The organism is Microbacterium sp. (assembly GCF_036566905.1).
Classification (GTDB): Bacteria; Actinomycetota; Actinomycetes; order Actinomycetales; family Microbacteriaceae; genus Microbacterium.
In genome coordinates this window covers 18,949-34,339 of the sequence record NZ_DATCVK010000088.1, presented here as the reverse complement: position 1 = coordinate 34,339, position 15,391 = coordinate 18,949, and the positions used below count along the sequence as shown (strand labels likewise).

General features: G+C 68.3%; 15 protein-coding genes. 11 read left to right on the top strand and 4 right to left on the bottom strand.

The window, feature by feature from the left end; translation table 11 throughout:
* Positions 1-167: 167 nt before the first annotated feature.
* Positions 168-788: a DUF1349 domain-containing protein gene (locus tag VIP82_RS06890; protein ID WP_331906981.1), complete on the bottom strand. Its 621-nt coding sequence runs from the start codon at positions 786-788 to the stop codon at positions 168-170.
* A 116-nt stretch (positions 789-904) separates the two neighbouring features.
* A complete protein-coding gene (locus tag VIP82_RS06885; RefSeq protein WP_331906979.1) occupies positions 905-1,912 on the bottom strand; it encodes a LacI family DNA-binding transcriptional regulator in 1,008 nt (335 codons plus the stop codon).
* A 101-nt stretch (positions 1,913-2,013) separates the two neighbouring features.
* Here VIP82_RS06885 and VIP82_RS06880 point away from each other — a divergent pair, with 101 nt between their 5' ends.
* The 11 genes from VIP82_RS06880 to VIP82_RS06830 all read left to right on the top strand — a co-directional run bounded on the left by VIP82_RS06880 (position 2,014) and on the right by VIP82_RS06830 (position 13,084).
* Entirely contained in the window at positions 2,014-3,147 is a 1,134-nt protein-coding gene (locus VIP82_RS06880) for a Gfo/Idh/MocA family protein (protein ID WP_331906977.1), read from the top strand.
* Positions 3,144-3,875, top strand: coding sequence for a cupin domain-containing protein (locus VIP82_RS06875; protein WP_331906975.1), 732 nt, complete (start codon positions 3,144-3,146; stop codon positions 3,873-3,875). The genes VIP82_RS06880 and VIP82_RS06875 overlap by 4 nt, the downstream gene beginning before the upstream one ends.
* On the top strand, positions 3,872-4,933 hold the full coding sequence (locus VIP82_RS06870) for a Gfo/Idh/MocA family protein (RefSeq protein ID WP_331906973.1): 1,062 nt from the start codon (positions 3,872-3,874) through the stop codon (positions 4,931-4,933). Before VIP82_RS06875 ends, VIP82_RS06870 begins: the two co-directional genes overlap by 4 nt.
* A gap of 33 nt (positions 4,934-4,966) precedes the next feature.
* Entirely contained in the window at positions 4,967-5,995 is a 1,029-nt protein-coding gene (locus tag VIP82_RS06865) for an ABC transporter permease (protein WP_331906971.1), read from the top strand.
* The gene (locus VIP82_RS06860; RefSeq protein WP_331906969.1) at positions 5,989-6,918 is read left to right on the top strand and encodes a carbohydrate ABC transporter permease; all 930 of its coding nucleotides are present in this window, start codon (positions 5,989-5,991) and stop codon (positions 6,916-6,918) included. Before VIP82_RS06865 ends, VIP82_RS06860 begins: the two co-directional genes overlap by 7 nt.
* Before the next feature lie 62 nt (positions 6,919-6,980).
* The gene (locus VIP82_RS06855; RefSeq protein ID WP_331906967.1) at positions 6,981-8,657 is read left to right on the top strand and encodes an ABC transporter substrate-binding protein; all 1,677 of its coding nucleotides are present in this window, start codon (positions 6,981-6,983) and stop codon (positions 8,655-8,657) included.
* Between the two features lie 60 nt (positions 8,658-8,717).
* Positions 8,718-9,425 carry a YesL family protein gene (locus VIP82_RS06850; protein ID WP_331906965.1) on the top strand — a complete coding sequence of 236 codons (708 nt, stop codon included), beginning with the start codon at positions 8,718-8,720 and terminating at the stop codon, positions 9,423-9,425.
* A complete protein-coding gene (locus VIP82_RS06845; RefSeq protein ID WP_331906963.1) occupies positions 9,418-11,547 on the top strand; it encodes a beta-galactosidase in 2,130 nt (709 codons plus the stop codon). Before VIP82_RS06850 ends, VIP82_RS06845 begins: the two co-directional genes overlap by 8 nt.
* A gap of 78 nt (positions 11,548-11,625) precedes the next feature.
* Positions 11,626-11,970, top strand: a complete 345-nt coding sequence (locus VIP82_RS06840; protein ID WP_331906961.1) for an ArsR/SmtB family transcription factor — start codon at positions 11,626-11,628, stop codon at positions 11,968-11,970.
* Positions 11,967-12,614 (top strand): dihydrofolate reductase family protein, encoded by a 648-nt coding sequence (locus VIP82_RS06835; RefSeq protein ID WP_331906959.1) that lies wholly within the window; start codon positions 11,967-11,969, stop codon positions 12,612-12,614. Before VIP82_RS06840 ends, VIP82_RS06835 begins: the two co-directional genes overlap by 4 nt.
* 8 nt (positions 12,615-12,622) lie before the next feature.
* Positions 12,623-13,084: an SRPBCC domain-containing protein gene (locus tag VIP82_RS06830; protein WP_331906957.1), complete on the top strand. Its 462-nt coding sequence runs from the start codon at positions 12,623-12,625 to the stop codon at positions 13,082-13,084.
* Positions 13,085-13,128: 44 nt separating this feature from the next.
* On the opposite strand, the gene VIP82_RS06825 is transcribed toward VIP82_RS06830, so the two are convergent.
* Together VIP82_RS06825 and dinB are read right to left on the bottom strand one after the other, a co-directional pair.
* Positions 13,129-14,016, bottom strand: coding sequence for a zinc-ribbon domain-containing protein (locus VIP82_RS06825; RefSeq protein WP_331906955.1), 888 nt, complete (start codon positions 14,014-14,016; stop codon positions 13,129-13,131).
* Positions 14,017-14,077: 61 nt separating this feature from the next.
* Entirely contained in the window at positions 14,078-15,274 is a 1,197-nt protein-coding gene (dinB, locus tag VIP82_RS06820; RefSeq protein ID WP_331906953.1) for a DNA polymerase IV, read from the bottom strand.
* Positions 15,275-15,391: the final 117 nt, after the last annotated feature.

Below are 15,391 nucleotides of genomic sequence, written 5' to 3'. Positions count from 1 at the left end.
CCGTGGGACGTCACCGTTCTGACCGAAGCCGGCGAGTTCGTCGAGATCGATCTGGACGCCGAGTTCGCGGTGGTCGCCACTGGGGTCGAGAGCGACGACTGAGAACGGGGCGAGGTCGGCGGCCGTCTGACCACATCGGTCGGGCGGCCGTCGTTCTCCGTTCCGAGTCAGCTGCCGTCGCGCAGGTCGCCGAGGGTCGACTGCGCGAAGCTCACTCGGTCGAACCACACGGTGCATCCGTCGCCGGTCGGGCTCTGGCCCTCGAACCCGAGCTGCACGTCGCCGATGTCGTCGCCGAGCGCGAACGCGCGGACGAAGTGCCACCAGTCGCCGTCGGTGGAGGCGTGCAGGGCGAACACCCGGCCGATCCGCGAGACGCGAAGCCAGACCGCGTCGCCGTCGACCGTGAACGAGTTGGCGTCATCCGACACCCCGCGGGTGACGACCGACACCACCATCGTCTCGCCGGCCGGCGACCGCTCGAAGCACAGCTTCGCCCAGTGCCGCTCATCGGCCCAGATGAGCAGAACGGCGGCGTCGAACATCGCACGGAAGTCCGCGCCCACGCGGGCCGAGAAGACGAAATCCCCCGCGCCTGGCCGGCCGAGCAGCGTGACCGCGTTGAGCATCGTCTCCGCCGCGGTCCCGCTCTCGCCGCTCGGATCGACGAAGAGATCGCTGTGCGCGGGGGCGAGCACCTCCACCCGGTTGGGGGCGACGGTCCATTCCGAGCCCTCCGAGGGGGTCAGCTCGAACGGGACGCCCGAAACGGCGAGGGATGTCGACATCGAAGTGCTCCTGTGTGGCGGTGGGTCGGTCTGGGGCGGCAGCCGCGGTGGCGGCATCCGTCATCATCATCATGCCCGGCCGGTCGACTGCGGATCAGAAGGATGGGGGTCCCGTCTCACCGAGCACGGGGTGGCGCGACGGACTCGCGCCAGATGACCTTCTGCAGGGCCTCCTCCTGCACGGGGGACTCCGTTCCGCGGATGGCGGCGAGGAGACGCTGCATCGAATAGGCGCCGAGACGCTGGCGGTCCTGGAACACCGTGGTGAGGGAGGGGATGAAGTGGGCGCTCATGGTGAGGTCGTCCCAGCCCGTCACGCTCACATCCCCGGGAACCGTCCATCCGCGCGTGATCGCGCCGCGGATGGCGCCGGCAGCGAGGACGTCGTTGGCGGCGATGATCGCCAGCGGCGGCGTGTCGTCGGGCAGAGCCTGCACACTCTGGTTCGCGGTGGCGCCGCTCCAGTCGCCGCCCACCGCCCCGAGTGACTCGAGGCCGAGGCGATCGACTGTCGCGAGGTATGCGTCTCGGCGTGCGACCGCGGCCGGGTAGTCGGGCGGTCCTGCGATGTGCAGGAACCTCCGGTGGCCGATCTCCGCGAGCCTCTCCATCATCTCGGCCACCGGACGGGCGTCACTGAAGGCACCGGTCGCATGCATGTTCTCGTCGAATTCCGAGAGCGACAGAAGCACGGGAGCGGAGTCCGACGTCGGCTGCGGCGTCCGGATGGGGGAGAACGAGAGGATGCCCTCGTACTCACCGGACTCGGCGACAGAGGCGAGGTCGTCCGCGCGCTCCTCTGGTGAGGACGCGAGGCTGATCACCTCGACGACGTAGCCGGCGTCGCGCGCCGTGGCGGACGCCCCCTCGAGCACCGGGAAGAGGTTCAGGCCGGAGACGGGGATGACCACGGCCAGCCGCCCCGTCCGCTGGGTCCGCATGGAGCGGGCGGCAAGATTCGGGCGGTAGTTCAGCTCGGCGGCCGCCTCCAGCACGCGCTCGCGCGTGGCGGCCGAGATGCCGCTGCGGCCCGTGAAGACGAACGAGACCGTCGTCTGCGAGACGCCCGCGCGACGGGCGACATCGTGACTGGTCGGGCGCTTCCCCATGAGTTCATCCCCCATCTCCGACATCCTGCCCGGAAAAAGTACTTGACCGTGCGGACGTGTCCTCCATACTATCTACTACGTCTTAGTAATACGTAGTAAAGACTTGCGAGGAAGCAATGCTCAGAATCGGAATCATCGGCACCGGCAGTATCGCGAGTGCCCACATCAGTGGGTATCTGGCGTTCCCCGGGCAGTGCGAGATCGTCGCACTCGCCGATGTCATGCCGGGCAAGGCGGCCGCGAAAGCGGAGGTGTTCGGACTGACGCACGCGGTCGGCTACGACGATCCGCTGCGGATGATCGCGGAGGCGCGACTCGACCTCGTGAGCATCGCGACGCCGCCCTCGTCGCACGCGAAGCTCTCGATCGCCGCGCTGGACGGGGGCGTGAACGTCCTCGTGGAGAAGCCGATGGCCCCCTCTCTCGAGGAGTGCGATGCCATGCTCGCGGCGCAGGAGCGTTCGGGGAAGATCCTCTCGGTCGTCGCGCAGAACCGCTTCCGCGACGACCTCGCCACTCTCAAGAGCGTCGTCGATTCCGGGCTTCTCGGCTCGATCTCGCACGTGCGCGTGGATTCCGCCTGGTGGCGGGGTCTGCCGTACTACGACCTGTGGTGGCGCGGCACGTGGGAGAAGGAAGGCGGAGGCAGCACGCTCAACCACGCCATCCACCACATCGACCTGCTTCTGTGGCTGCTGGGCCGCCCGACAGAGATCACCGCGATGCTCGCGAACGCACAGCACGACAACAGCGAAGTCGAGGACCTCTCGGTTGCGGTGTTCCGCTACGGGCGCGGCCTCGCTCAGCTGACGAGTTCGGTGGTGCACCACGGCGAGGAGCAGGAGATCGTCATCCAGGGCGAGAACGCCCGCGTCTCGCAGCCGTGGAAGGTGGTCGCCGAGCGGGCCGACGGCGGGGGATTCCCCGCGAAGGGCGGCGACGCCGAGCTCGTCGCGGCCATCGAGGCCGTCGCCTCGCATCGCGAGCCGCTGCGCCACCGCGGACACGAGGGGCAGATCGGCGACCTGCTCTCGGCACTCCGCGACGGCCGCGCGCCGATCGCGGACGGGAGGGATGGCCGCAACGCGATCGAGGTCGTCACGGCGATCTACAAGGCGGGCATCGAGCGCACCTTCGTGTCGCTGCCGCTCAAGGCGGACGACCCGTACTACCGGGCCGGTCAGCTCGTCGCGCACGCGCCGCGCTTCTCCGAGAAGAAGGCGTCGCTGGTCGAGGCGGCCGCGTCATGAGCACCTCGTCGTTCCCCGGCGGCACCTCGCTGTCGCACCTCGACATCTACGCGGATGCCGCCCCGGACGGCGTGTGCGGCGGAAGCCCGCACATGCACCTCGTCTCGACCGAGGCCTACGTCGTCGTCGAGGGTCGCGGGGCACTGCAGACGATCGACCGCGAGGGATTCCACGAGACGGAGCTCGAGCCTGGATCGGTCGTGTGGTTCACGCCCGGCACGATCCACCGCGCCGTGAACCGCGGGGGTTTGAAGGTGATCGTCCTGATGAGCAACGCGGGGCTGCCCGAGGCCGGCGACGCGGTGATGACCTTCCCCGCCGACATCCTCGGCGACCCCGACGCGTACGCCGCGGCGGCGTCCCTCGGCGAGGCGGACGGTCGCGAGGAGCGTGTGTCACGACGTCGCGATCTCGCGGTGGCCGGCTTCGAGGCGCTGCGCGACGCCGTCACCGCGGGGGATCGGGGACCTCTCGAGGACTTCCACGCGGCGGCCGGCGCACTCGTCGTTGGCAGCGCCGGCGCATGGGGCCGGCTCGTGCGGGAGCGCCCGCTCGCCCAAGCCGAGCAGTCGCTCGCGCTCGCGGAGGCAATCGCGCGCGGCGATGTCGCGCATCTGCGCGACGCGCGGGTGCACCAGGCGCCTGCCCAGGCCGCAGACCGCCGATACGGCATGTGCGGACGCATCCGCGCCTATGACGTCACCGATCTCGAGGAGAGCCCCCGATGAACCATCCGTACACGTTCGATCCCCTCCCGCAGCCGGTGGTGGCCGCCGGTGAGTTCGTCTTCGCGGCCGTCGGCCTCGACCATGGGCACATCTTCGGCATGACCGACGGCCTCATCGGCGCCGGGGCAGTGGTGAAGTGGGTGTTCGACGAAAGCCCCGACCGGATCGCGGCTTTCACGCAGCGGTACCCGACCGCCCGCGTCGCATCGTCGGAGCAAGAGGTGCTCGATGATCCCGAGGTGCGCCTGGTTGCGACAGCGGCCATCGCCTCGGAGCGCGCACCGATCGGGCTGCGCGCGATCGAGGCAGGAAAGGACGCATTCGTCGACAAGGCGCCGCTGACCACGTTCGCCCAGCTCGAGGCCGTCCGTGAGGCGACAGCGCGCACCGGTCGTAAGTACGCGGTCTACTACGGCGAGCGCGTGCACTCCGAGGCTGCGATCCTCGCCGGCCAGCTCATCGAACGAGGCGCCATCGGTACGGTCCTGCAGGTGGTCTGCTTCGGACCGCACCGCATCGGCGGAGGACGACCGGACTGGTTCTACGACCCCGAGCAGTACGGCGGCATCCTCTGCGATATCGGCAGTCACAACTTCGAGCAGATGCTCTTCTACACCGGCGCGACCGACGGGCGCGTGTCGACCTCGACGGTGGCGAACTACGCGCACTCCGACACGCCGGGTCTGCAGGACTTCGGCGACGCGCACGTCGTCCTCGACAACGGCACGACCGGCTACGTCCGCGTCGACTGGTTCACCCCCGACGGTCTGGGCGTGTTCGGCGACGGGCGCACGCTCCTGCTGGGGACCGACGGCTACATCGAGCTGCGCAAGTACATCGACATCACGACCGACAACGGCGGCGGCCAGGTCATCCTCGTCAACCAGGAGGGCCAGTACCGCTTCGATGCGAACGGCATGACCGGATTCCCCTACTTCGGGCAGCTCATCCGAGACTGCCTCGACCGCACCGAGACCGCTATGACCCAGGCCCACGCCCTGAAGGCCGCGGAGCTCAGCCTTCAGGCGCAGGGCGAAGCGCTGGTGCTCGCTCCGTAGCACGCATCTGAACCACGACGATGTGGAGTTCTCATGACACAGTCCCTTGAATCGCCCCTGTCACTGGTGGGCGATCCGCCGCCGGTCAACGAGACGCGGGTGATCACGACCGCACGGACGAAGCGACGGCTCTTCCGAGGCGAACCGGCGCCTCGGGCGAAGCAATCGTGGCGTCGAGCTCTCGCCCGCGACTGGCGGCTCTACACCTTCCTCATCGCACCGCTGATCTTCCTGCTGGTGTTCAAATACGTCCCGATGCTGGGCAACATCATCGCCTTCCGTCGATTCCGTCCCGGAGGATCGATCTTCGGAGACGAGTGGGTGGGGTTCTACTACTTCCAGACGTTCATCTCGAACCAGCAGTTCTGGACGGTGTTCTGGAACACCGTGATCCTCGGGGCTCTCACGCTGCTGATCACGTTCCCCCTGCCGATCATCCTGGCTCTCATGCTCAATGAGCTGCGGTCCCGGCGGTTCAAGCGGATCGCGCAGACGATCTCGTACCTGCCGCACTTCATGTCGGTGGTCATCGTCGCGGGGCTCGTGCTCCAGCTGACGGCACTCAACGGAACCGTCAACCAAGTGGTCGAGGCCATGGGCGCCGACCCGGTGCCGTTCATGCAGCGGCCGGAGTGGTTCCGTGCGATCTACGTGTCCTCCGAGGTGTGGCAGACCGTCGGCTGGGGCACGATCCTCTACCTCGCGGCCCTCACGACAATCGACGACCAGCTCTACGAGGCGGCGCGGATCGACGGCGCGAACCGGTGGCAGCAGACGTGGCACATCACACTGCCCGGCATCCAGCCGACGATGATGGTGCTCCTCATCCTGAACATCGGCTCGTTCATGTCCGTCGGATTCGAGAAGGTGCTGCTGCTGCAGAACCCGCTCATCTACTCCACGGCCGACGTCATCGCCACCTACCTGTACCGCGTCGGCATCCAGTCGGCCCAGTTCTCCTACGGCACCGCCATCGGGCTCTTCGAGGCCCTCATCGGGCTGGTGCTGGTGCTCGGCGCGAACGCCCTCTCCCGTCGAATGGTTGGAACCTCGCTATGGTGACCGAATCGCTGCCCCAGAAGCCGGACATCGCCCACGTCCGGAGGGAGACCGGAGTCATCCGGGAGTCGCGAGGGACCCAGGCGTTCCGTGCCGTCAACGTGATCTGCCTGCTGCTGGTCTGCGCCGTCACGCTGTACCCGTTCGTCAATCTCGTCGCGAAGGCGTTCTCTTCCGAGGGCTACATCGCCGCCGGCGAGGTCAACCTCATCCCGCGCGGGTTCAACCTCGACACCTTCCGCGTCGTGCTGAGCGATCAGCTGTTCTGGACGAACTACGCCAACACGTTCCTCTACACGATCGTCGGAACGATCATCGCGATGGCGTTGACGACGACCTATGCATATGCGCTCAGCAAGCCGTATCTCAAGGGGCGCACGTTCTTCGTCGGCGTCGCGGTCTTCACAATGTTCTTCGGTGGCGGCCTCATTCCGAACTACATCCTCATCGCCAATTACCTCGGCTGGCGCAACAGCATCTGGGCCATCGTCGTGCCGGGTGCCCTCAGCGTCTTCAATCTCCTCGTCATGAAGTCGTTCTTCGAGAACTTCCCCGCCGATCTCGAGGAAGCGGCAGCGATCGACGGGCTGTCGACGTACGGCATCTTCTTCCGCATCGTTCTGCCCCTGTCCAAAGCAGTGATCGCGACGATGACCCTCTTCTACGCGGTGAGCCTCTGGAACTCGTGGTTCAGCGCGTTCCTCTTCATGGACGACAAGAGCCAGTTCCCTGTGACGGTCTACTTGCGCAACCTCATCGCTGCGGCGACGGGAACGCAGGAGGCCACCGGTGGCGAGGCCGTCCAGATCGCGTCCAACATCCAGGCCGTGACGATGCTGCTCACGGTGCTTCCGATCATCTGCCTCTACCCCTTCATCCAGCGCTACTTCGTCTCGGGCGTGATGCTCGGGTCCGTCAAGGGCTGAGATGCACCTCTCTCGAATCCCATCCCCGTCGAACGACGACGTTCAAGAACAGGAGACAAATCATGACCATCACCCGCAAGGTGCTCGCGGGCTTCGCAGGCCTCGCCGTATGCGCGGTGGCGCTCGCCGCGTGCTCGAACAGCCCCACCGATGAGGCCGTCGCGAATGACGGCGGAGTGACCATCGACGAGGCCCACTCCGTCGGAGCCATGGAGGACTTCGGTGTCGACGTCACCTTCACGGCGACCGAGCCCGTCGATTTCTCGATCATGTACCGCGACCATCCGAACTACCCGGTCAAGGACGACTGGTCGGTGTTCCAGCACCTCGCGGAGGACCAGAACGTCACCTTCTCGCGCACCGACATCCCGATGGCCGACTTCGACCAGAAGAAGGCCCTCCTCATCGGCAGCGGTGAGGCGACCGACATCATCTCGTCGAGCTATGCGGGCAGCGAGACCCAGTTCGTGTCGGGCGGCGCCCTGCTGCCGGTGTCGGACTACTTCGACTACCTCCCGAACTTCATGCAGAAGATCGAGGACTGGGGTCTCGAGGAGGACCTCGACAACCGCCGCCAGGCGGACGGGAAGATCTACCATCTTCCGGGCCTGCGCGAGGCGCCGGACGTCCAGTACTCCGTCGTGATCCGCGAAGACCTGTGGGAGAAGGCCGGGATCACCGAGGACCCCGCCACCTGGGACGAGTATCTGGAGCAGCTCGAGAAGGTGAAGGAGGCCAATCCCGAGATCGACTACGCGATGTCGGACCGCTGGACGGACTCGCAGACACTGGGCTCGCTTCTGAACGTCATGGCCCCGAACTACGGCACCGCTGCCGGATGGGGGTATGCGAACACCTGGTACGACGAGGAGGCGGGGGAGTACGTCTTCACGGGAGCGACCGACGAGTACAAGGAGGTCGTCTCCTACGCCGCGGACCTGGTGGCGGCCGGGGTGCTCGACCCCGAGATCACGCAGAGCGACGACCAGGCGGTCCAGAAGTTCGTCTCCGGCCGGTCGGCCGCCATCTCGGGGAACACCCAGGCCCTCGCCGAATACCGGGCGAAGCTGGCGGATGCCGGTCGGGGTGACGTCCCCATCCGCCTGATCTCGGTGCCCGGTGGACCGGCTGGGTCGAATATGGCGAGCGGGCGCTTCACGTCGGGGCTTCTCATCGGCAGCGAGGCAGCGGACAAGCCGTACTTCAAGGCGCTCCTTCAGTTCATCGACTGGCTCTACTACTCCGACGAAGGGCTGGAGTTCGCCCAGTGGGGCGTCGAAGGCGAGACCTTCACCCGCGAGGCGGACGGCACGCGGAAGCTCAACGACGACATCGCCTGGAGCTCGATCAACGCGGGGGCGCCGAAGCTGCTCAATGCCGACTTCGGCTACAGCAACGGCGTCTTCCTGCTCGCCAACGGGTCCTCGCGCGACCTCGTGCTCTCGATGATGACCGACGAGATCGCGGCCTGGACCGAGGAGCAGCTCGACGCGAAGGAGCAGCTGCCGACCGCACCCGCTCCGCTTCTGAACGAGATCGAACTCGAACAGACGTCGCTCCTCCAGACGCAGCTGTCGGACGCTGTGCAATCCGCGACCGCGTCGTTCATCACCGGTCAGCGATCCATCGACGACGACTGGGACGCGTACGTCAGCGAGATGGAGAGTCTCGGCGCGAGCCAGCTCATCGACACGATCAACACCGCGCTGGAGCGAGGCCGGAGCGAGTCCGGCGAGTGAGGCCGGTGGGCCGGCTTCCTTTCGCGGCCGGCCCACCGTCCCCTTCCGAAGGAGAAGAACATGAGCGTCGACCATCGCCCGCGCCGGGCCGACATCGCAGACGAGATCGGCCGCGGACCGCTCTCCCGCGCCGCAGCCGTGGCGTATCGGATGCTGGTCCTCGAGGTCCAGCTCCTGCTCGCGACGCTTCCCACGGTCGGTGCCGTCCTGCTGCTCGACCGCGACCCTTCGAACCTGCCCCTGTTCGTCCTCGCGCTGCTGCCGGTCGCTCCGGCACTCGTCGCGGGGGTGTCGGCGGTGCGCGCGGGTGCCAGCTCCGACGACCTGGCACCCGCGAGCCACTTCTTCCGCGCCTATCGTCGAGACCTCGGTGCGACGCTCGTCTGGGCTGTTCCCGTGAGCCTCGTCCTCGCGATGCTGACGTTCAACCTCATCCATCTCGATGCCGTCGACGGCGGAGCGGCGATGCGCCCCTTCCTGCTGTTCCTGGGCTCGCTCGTGATCGTGTGGGCCGGCCACATGCTCATTCTCACGGCCGGGTTCCGGTTTCGAACCCGCGATGCCGCACGCATCGCGCTCACGCAGATCGTTCCTCGCTGGGGCTACTCGCTGGGCGTCCTGTCGCTCGTCCTGGTCGCCGCGTTCGTCGTTCTCATCGCATCGGAAGTGATGCTGTTGCTCTTCCTGTGGGCGGTCGTCGGTCTTCTCGCACTGATGGCGCGCCCTGTGTTCCACCACGTCACGAAGAGGTTCACGGACGATGCCTGATCTGCGACCGAGACCACTCCCCGAACTCACGATCCTGCAGCATCCCGCAGCGAAGCCGGCTGCGGCCCGTCTGCCCGACCTCGACCACCTCGCCTACGGCGGAGACTACTCACCCGAGCAATGGCCGGGTGAGACGTGGGACCGCGATTACGAGGCCTTCGACGCCGCGCGCATCACGACGGTGACCGTGGGGGTGTTCACCTGGGCGCTGACGCAGCCGGAGGAGGACGTGGTCGACTTCTCGATGCTCGACAGGATCGTCCAGCGGGCATCCGATGAAGGACGGTCGATCTGCCTCGGCACGGGGACGGGGGCGCTTCCTCCCTGGATCGCGCGGAAGTACCCCGACACCACGCGCGTGGATTTCGAGGGACGACGGCACTGGTACGGACAGCGGCACAATGCATGCTGGAGCTCGCCCGACTACCGGCGCCTCGCCGCCCGGATCGCCGAGCGCCTCGCAGAGCGCTACGGGTCGCACCCGGCCGTCGTCGCGTGGCACATCGGGAACGAGTACGGGGGTCGCTGCTACTGCGATCTGTGCGCGGCCGAGTTCCGCCGCTGGCTCACGGCGCGATACGAGACGCTGGATGAGCTCAACGAGGCGTGGAACACGGTGTTCTGGTCGCACCGCTTCACCGACTGGGGCGAGATCGAACCCCCGAGCGCGCTCACCGAGCACTGGGGAGGACTCGGCAAGACGGCCTTCCAGGGCATCACGCTGGATTTCCATCGGTTCTCGACCGACAACGCGCTGCGCCAGTTCCGCGACGAGAAGGCTGCCATCCGCGAGCACTCAGAGCTGCCGGTGACCACGAACTTCATGGGCTTCTTCCAGCCCCTCGACTATCACCGCTGGTCGGCCGACCTCGACTTCGCGTCCTGGGACAACTACCCGCGCCGGTACGACGAGCCCTGGGCGACCGCGCTCGCCCACGACCTCATGCGTGGGCTGAAGGACGGCGCCCCGTTCTGGCTCATGGAGCAGACGCCGTCCGTCACCGCGTCGCGCGACGTCAATCCGGTGAGACGCCCGGGCGTCGTGCGTCTCTGGTCCTGGCAGGCGGTCGCCCATGGCGCGGACTCGGTCCTCTACTTCCAGATGCGGGCGTCGCGTGGTGCGTGCGAGATGACTCACGGCGCCGTGCTGGACCACTCGGGGCGGCTCGACACGCGCGCCTTTCGAGAGGTGGCCGGCATCGGCAAGGAGCTGGAGACCGTCGGTGACATCCTCCTCGGTGCCCGGACTCCCGCACGCTGCGCGCTGCTCGTGGACTGGGACTCGTGGTGGGCGGTGGAGATGGCCGACGGCCCGAACCGCCACCTCCGATATCTGTCGACCATCACCGATTGGGCCCGCCCGTTCTGGGAGGCCGGCGCTCAGCTCGACGTCGTGCCGGTGACCGCCGACCTGAGTGCCTACGACGTCGTGGCCGCGCCGCTCCTCCACCTCGTCAAGGGAGACACCGCTGAGCGCCTGCAGGCCGTGGCCGAGCGCGGCGGCACGGTCATCACCGGGTGTCTGTCCGGTCGCGCGGATGAGGACGACCGCCGATTCCTCGCGGATGCGCCGGGCCCGCTCGCCCGGCTCGCCGGCGTGCAGGTCGCCGAGACCGATGCCGCCGAACCCGGCGTCCAGAACCCTGTCATCTTCGACGCCGAGGAAGGTGCCTCTCGCGCGGCGGGGGAGATGGTCTTCGAGGTGCTCGTCGCCGAGGGTGCCGAGGTGATGGCCCGCTACGGAGCCGACTTCTACGCGGGTGAGCCTGCGATCACTCGCCGCACCCTTCGCGTTGACGACGACCGGGAGGGCCATGTGTGGTACGTCGGGACTCAGCTCGACACGGTCGGGCTCGAGCGCATCTTGACCCGTGCGCTCGAGCGGCACGACCTCGTCGGCCCGTACGCCGGCGTCCCTGGGCTTGAGTTCGCCACGCGCGTCGCACCAGATGGACAGGCCGTCGACTTCCTCCTGCATCACGGGCCGCTCGACGCGACGATCCGCCTCCACGCCGATGGCACAGACCTGCTCACGGGTCGTGACCTGGATGCCGGTGACCTCGTCGTCCTGCATCCGACCGACGTCATCGTGCTCCGCCGCACGCAGCCCGCACCGCGCTGAACAGTCCCACGCCCGAGAGTCCCCTCTCGCTCCCGTGCCCGGTTGACGTGGGGGCGCGCATGAGCAATAGTTAGGCATATGCCTAACTATTCCGCGGAGCTGGACGCGGTGCTCCGCGCTCTCGCGGATCCCACTCGGCGGATGGTCGTCGAGCGGCTAGCGAAGTCCCCGGCGGTGGTGTCCGACCTCCTGGAACTGGTCTCTATGACGCTGCCGTCGCTGCTTCAGCACCTGCGCATCCTCGAGGACGCGGGAGTCATCACCTCGAACAAGCAGGGGCGCGTCCGCACCGTGAGCCTGCGACCGGGCGCGCTCGATGTCGTGCACGTCTGGCTGGGCGAGCAGCGAACACCCGCCGAGCGACAGGCAGACCGCCTCGGCATCCACCTGACCCGCATCTCTGACAAGGAGACCTCGCAATGACCCGAGTTCGCATCGACCTGTTCTCGTCACTCGACGGATACACCGCGACTCCCGACCCCACGGCCGACAACCCCATGGGTGAGGACTGGGGACCCCTCACGGCGGCATACGCCGCCACCCGCACCTTCCGGCAGAAGGTCTTCGGCGACACGAGCGGCGCGGGCAGGACCGGCGTCGACGAGTCGTATGCCGCAGCCTTCTTCACCGGCGTGGGCGCCGAGATCATGGGCGCGGCGATGTTCGGTCTGCACGCGAATCCCGACGACCCGGACTGGCAGGGGTGGTGGGGCGATGAGCCGCCGTTCGGCTGCCCGGTCTACGTGCTCACGCACTCCGCACCCCGCCCGTCGATCGCGATGGCCAACGGCACGACTTTCCATTTCCGAACCGGCGCGATCGAGGAGGTGCTCGCGGAGGCCACCGCCGCCGCCGGCGGGCTCGACGTCCGGGTCGGGGGCGGCGTGCGCACCGCGCAGGAGTTCCTGCGCGCCGGCCTCGTCGATGAACTGCACGTCGGGATCGCACCGATCGTGCTCGCCCGGGGCAACCGCGTGTGGGACGGCCTTCGCGGTCTCGAGCACACCCACCGCGTGACCACGGAGGTCGCCGAAAGCGGCACCATCCACGTCACCTTCACCCGATAGGAGCAGCGATGACGATCGAGCGCCGACTCGCCCACGCCGGGTTCACCATCACCCGCGACTATCCCGTACCCGTCAAGAACGTCTGGCAGGCGTTCGCCGACGAGAGGCAGAAGCGCAGCTGGTTCGGCGACAGTGACGCTTTCGACGCGCGCGAGTGGGCATTCGACTTCCGTGTCGGCGGACGCGACGTCGACGAGGCGCAGTTCCACGGCGGACCGCTGTCACGGTACGAGGCCGTCTACACCGACATCGTCGAGCACGTGCGCATCGTCACGACCTACGACATGTGGCTCGACGGCATCCACATGTCCACCTCGGTGGCATCTCTCGAGTTCGAGCGGATTCCCGAGGGCACCCGCTTCACGCATGCCGAGCACGGAGTCTTCTTCGACCGGTTCTGGGCAGACGGGGCAAACCGCGAACAAGGAACGCGAGGCCTGCTCGAAGCCCTCGCCCGACACCTCGGATAGACGCGATCCGAACGTGCCGCTGTGCTGTCGCCGGCGGTTCGCCGTCAGGCGAGGTACGGGTCGACGAGCAGTGGTCCGCGGATGTCTCGGAGCGTGTCGATGAGGCGCTCGAGGGCCTTCCGGTTCCAGGCCGACATCTGCAGGTCGAACGGGCCCAGCGGTTCGAGCTTGCCCGTCCGGATACGGACGACCTCCCATCGCGCAGAACGCAGCGCGCGGTCTTTGCGGAGGTCGGCGTCCTCGCGCTTGCCGACGTGCTCGAGACCGTGCCGGCCGGTGCTGTCGTACTCGACGGCGACACGCAGCTCGGGAAGCAGGATGTCGGGCCACACCTCCACGTGGTCGAAGAACGGCCGCGCGACGCGCACGGCGTTCAGGCCGGTTGTGGCCGAGAGGCGGGAGAAGAGGTCGGCGCGCAGCTGCGCTTCGACCGCGGACGCAGGCTTCGGCGCGCATTCCGAGTGGAACGGCTCGCCGACGGGCAGATCAGGCGTCTTCGCGCACACCTGCAGCCTGCGTCTCGGCGTGCGCGGCCGAAGGACCGCGCGCCCGGTGGGGTTGGCGACGGCGGCGGGGACGGGGGAGTCGGGAGGGGTCACCGCGTCCCGCATCGGCAAGGCGCGGGCGGGCCGGGCGAGGTCCGCGCAGTCGGGGCACCAGGCGGAGCGGCGGCGTTCGCGTCCGGGCCGGTTGCGCTGCTCGTCGGGGGTGGCGGCGAACTTGTGGCCGGCCTCGCACTGCCACAGCAGCAGCACGTCAGCCGCGGGCGGGACCTGGCTCAAGACGATGCCGGCGTTGAGCTCCGGATGGTACTGGCGGATGAGCGCGGGGAACGGTGCCCAGGCCTCGCGATAGCTCCCCACGGGGTAGGGGACTTCCGACCCTTTGGAGAACTGGCGGCGGGCCCACCACAGTTCGACACGCTCCGCCATGGGAGCAGGGTAAGCGCGGCCGGCGACATCGCCGCCGGTTCCCTCGGATGGCGGTCCGCGGTCACTCGTGTTCGGGAAGCAACGGTGTCGACCAGCCCGGATCGCGACCGAGTTGCGCGGCACGGGCCACTGACGCCGTGCCGAAGCGGTCACGAACCGCATCGAGCACCCCATCGAGGCGCGACCCGTCTTCCCAGTCGATGGGCAGCTCGGGCGGGACGCTGTCGGCGCGGCCGAGCTGCGACAGCGAGACGCCGATGAGGGTGATGCCGCGCTGCTCGATCTCGGGTTGGGCGGCGGCGAGCAGCCCGCGCGCGACCTCGAGCAGCAGGGCGGTGCGATCGGTCGCGAAGCGGAACGTGCGGGATCTGGTGGCCTTCGCGTAGTCGCCGTACCGCAGGCGCAGCACGACCGTGCGGCACACGCGGTCACGCTCGCGCAGGCGGCGGGCGAGCCGATCGACGATCTGCGTCAGGAAGAGGTCGAGCTCTTCCGCTGTGCGCGGATGATTGCCGAGTGCCCGCTGAGAGCCGATCGAGCCGCGGCGCCGCGTGGTGTCGACGGGGCGCGGGTCGCGCAGGCGGGCGAGCGCGTGGAGGTGCACGCCGGTGGCCTTGCCCAGCAGCCTCTCGGCGGTCGCGGCTTCGAGTTCGGCCAGCTGCCCGACGGAGTGGATGCCGAGCCGGTGCAGTTTCTCCGCGGTCACGGCGCCGACGCCCCACAGCCGTTCGACCGGCAGCGGCAGCAGGAACGCCTCTTCCTGGTCGGGCTCGACGATGAGCAGACCGTCGGGCTTGCTCACCGCGCTGGCGACCTTGGCGAGGAACTTCGTCCGCGCTACCCCGACTGAGATCGCGAGTCCGACCTCTGTGCGGACCCGTTCGCGCAATCGCACGGCGACCTGCTCGGGCGTGCCCGCGATGCGTCGCAGACCGCCGACCTCCAGGAAGGCCTCGTCGATCGAGAGCCCCTCCACGAGCGGTGTCGTATCGCGGAAGATCGCGAACACGTCTCGGCTGGCCGCGGAGTACGCGTCCATCCGCGGCGGCACGACCACCGCATCCGGACAGAGCTCGCGGGCCTGCCGGCCGCCCATCGCCGTGCGCACGCCGCGGGCCTTCGCCTCGTAGCTCGCCGCCAGCACCACGCCACCGCCGACGATGACGGGCCGTCCGCGCAGCGCGGGGGCGTCGCGCTGCTCGACCGAGGCGTAGAAGGCGTCGAGGTCGGCGTGCAGCACGGTCGCCTCGCCCCGCATCGCGCCCTCCCGCCGATCGTCCCCGTGCGGATCATCGCACCTACCGGCGACACCACACCTCGCGCGTCAGGTCAAGCCCCCAGACGCGGTGGCGTCCAACGGATATGCCTGTTCCAC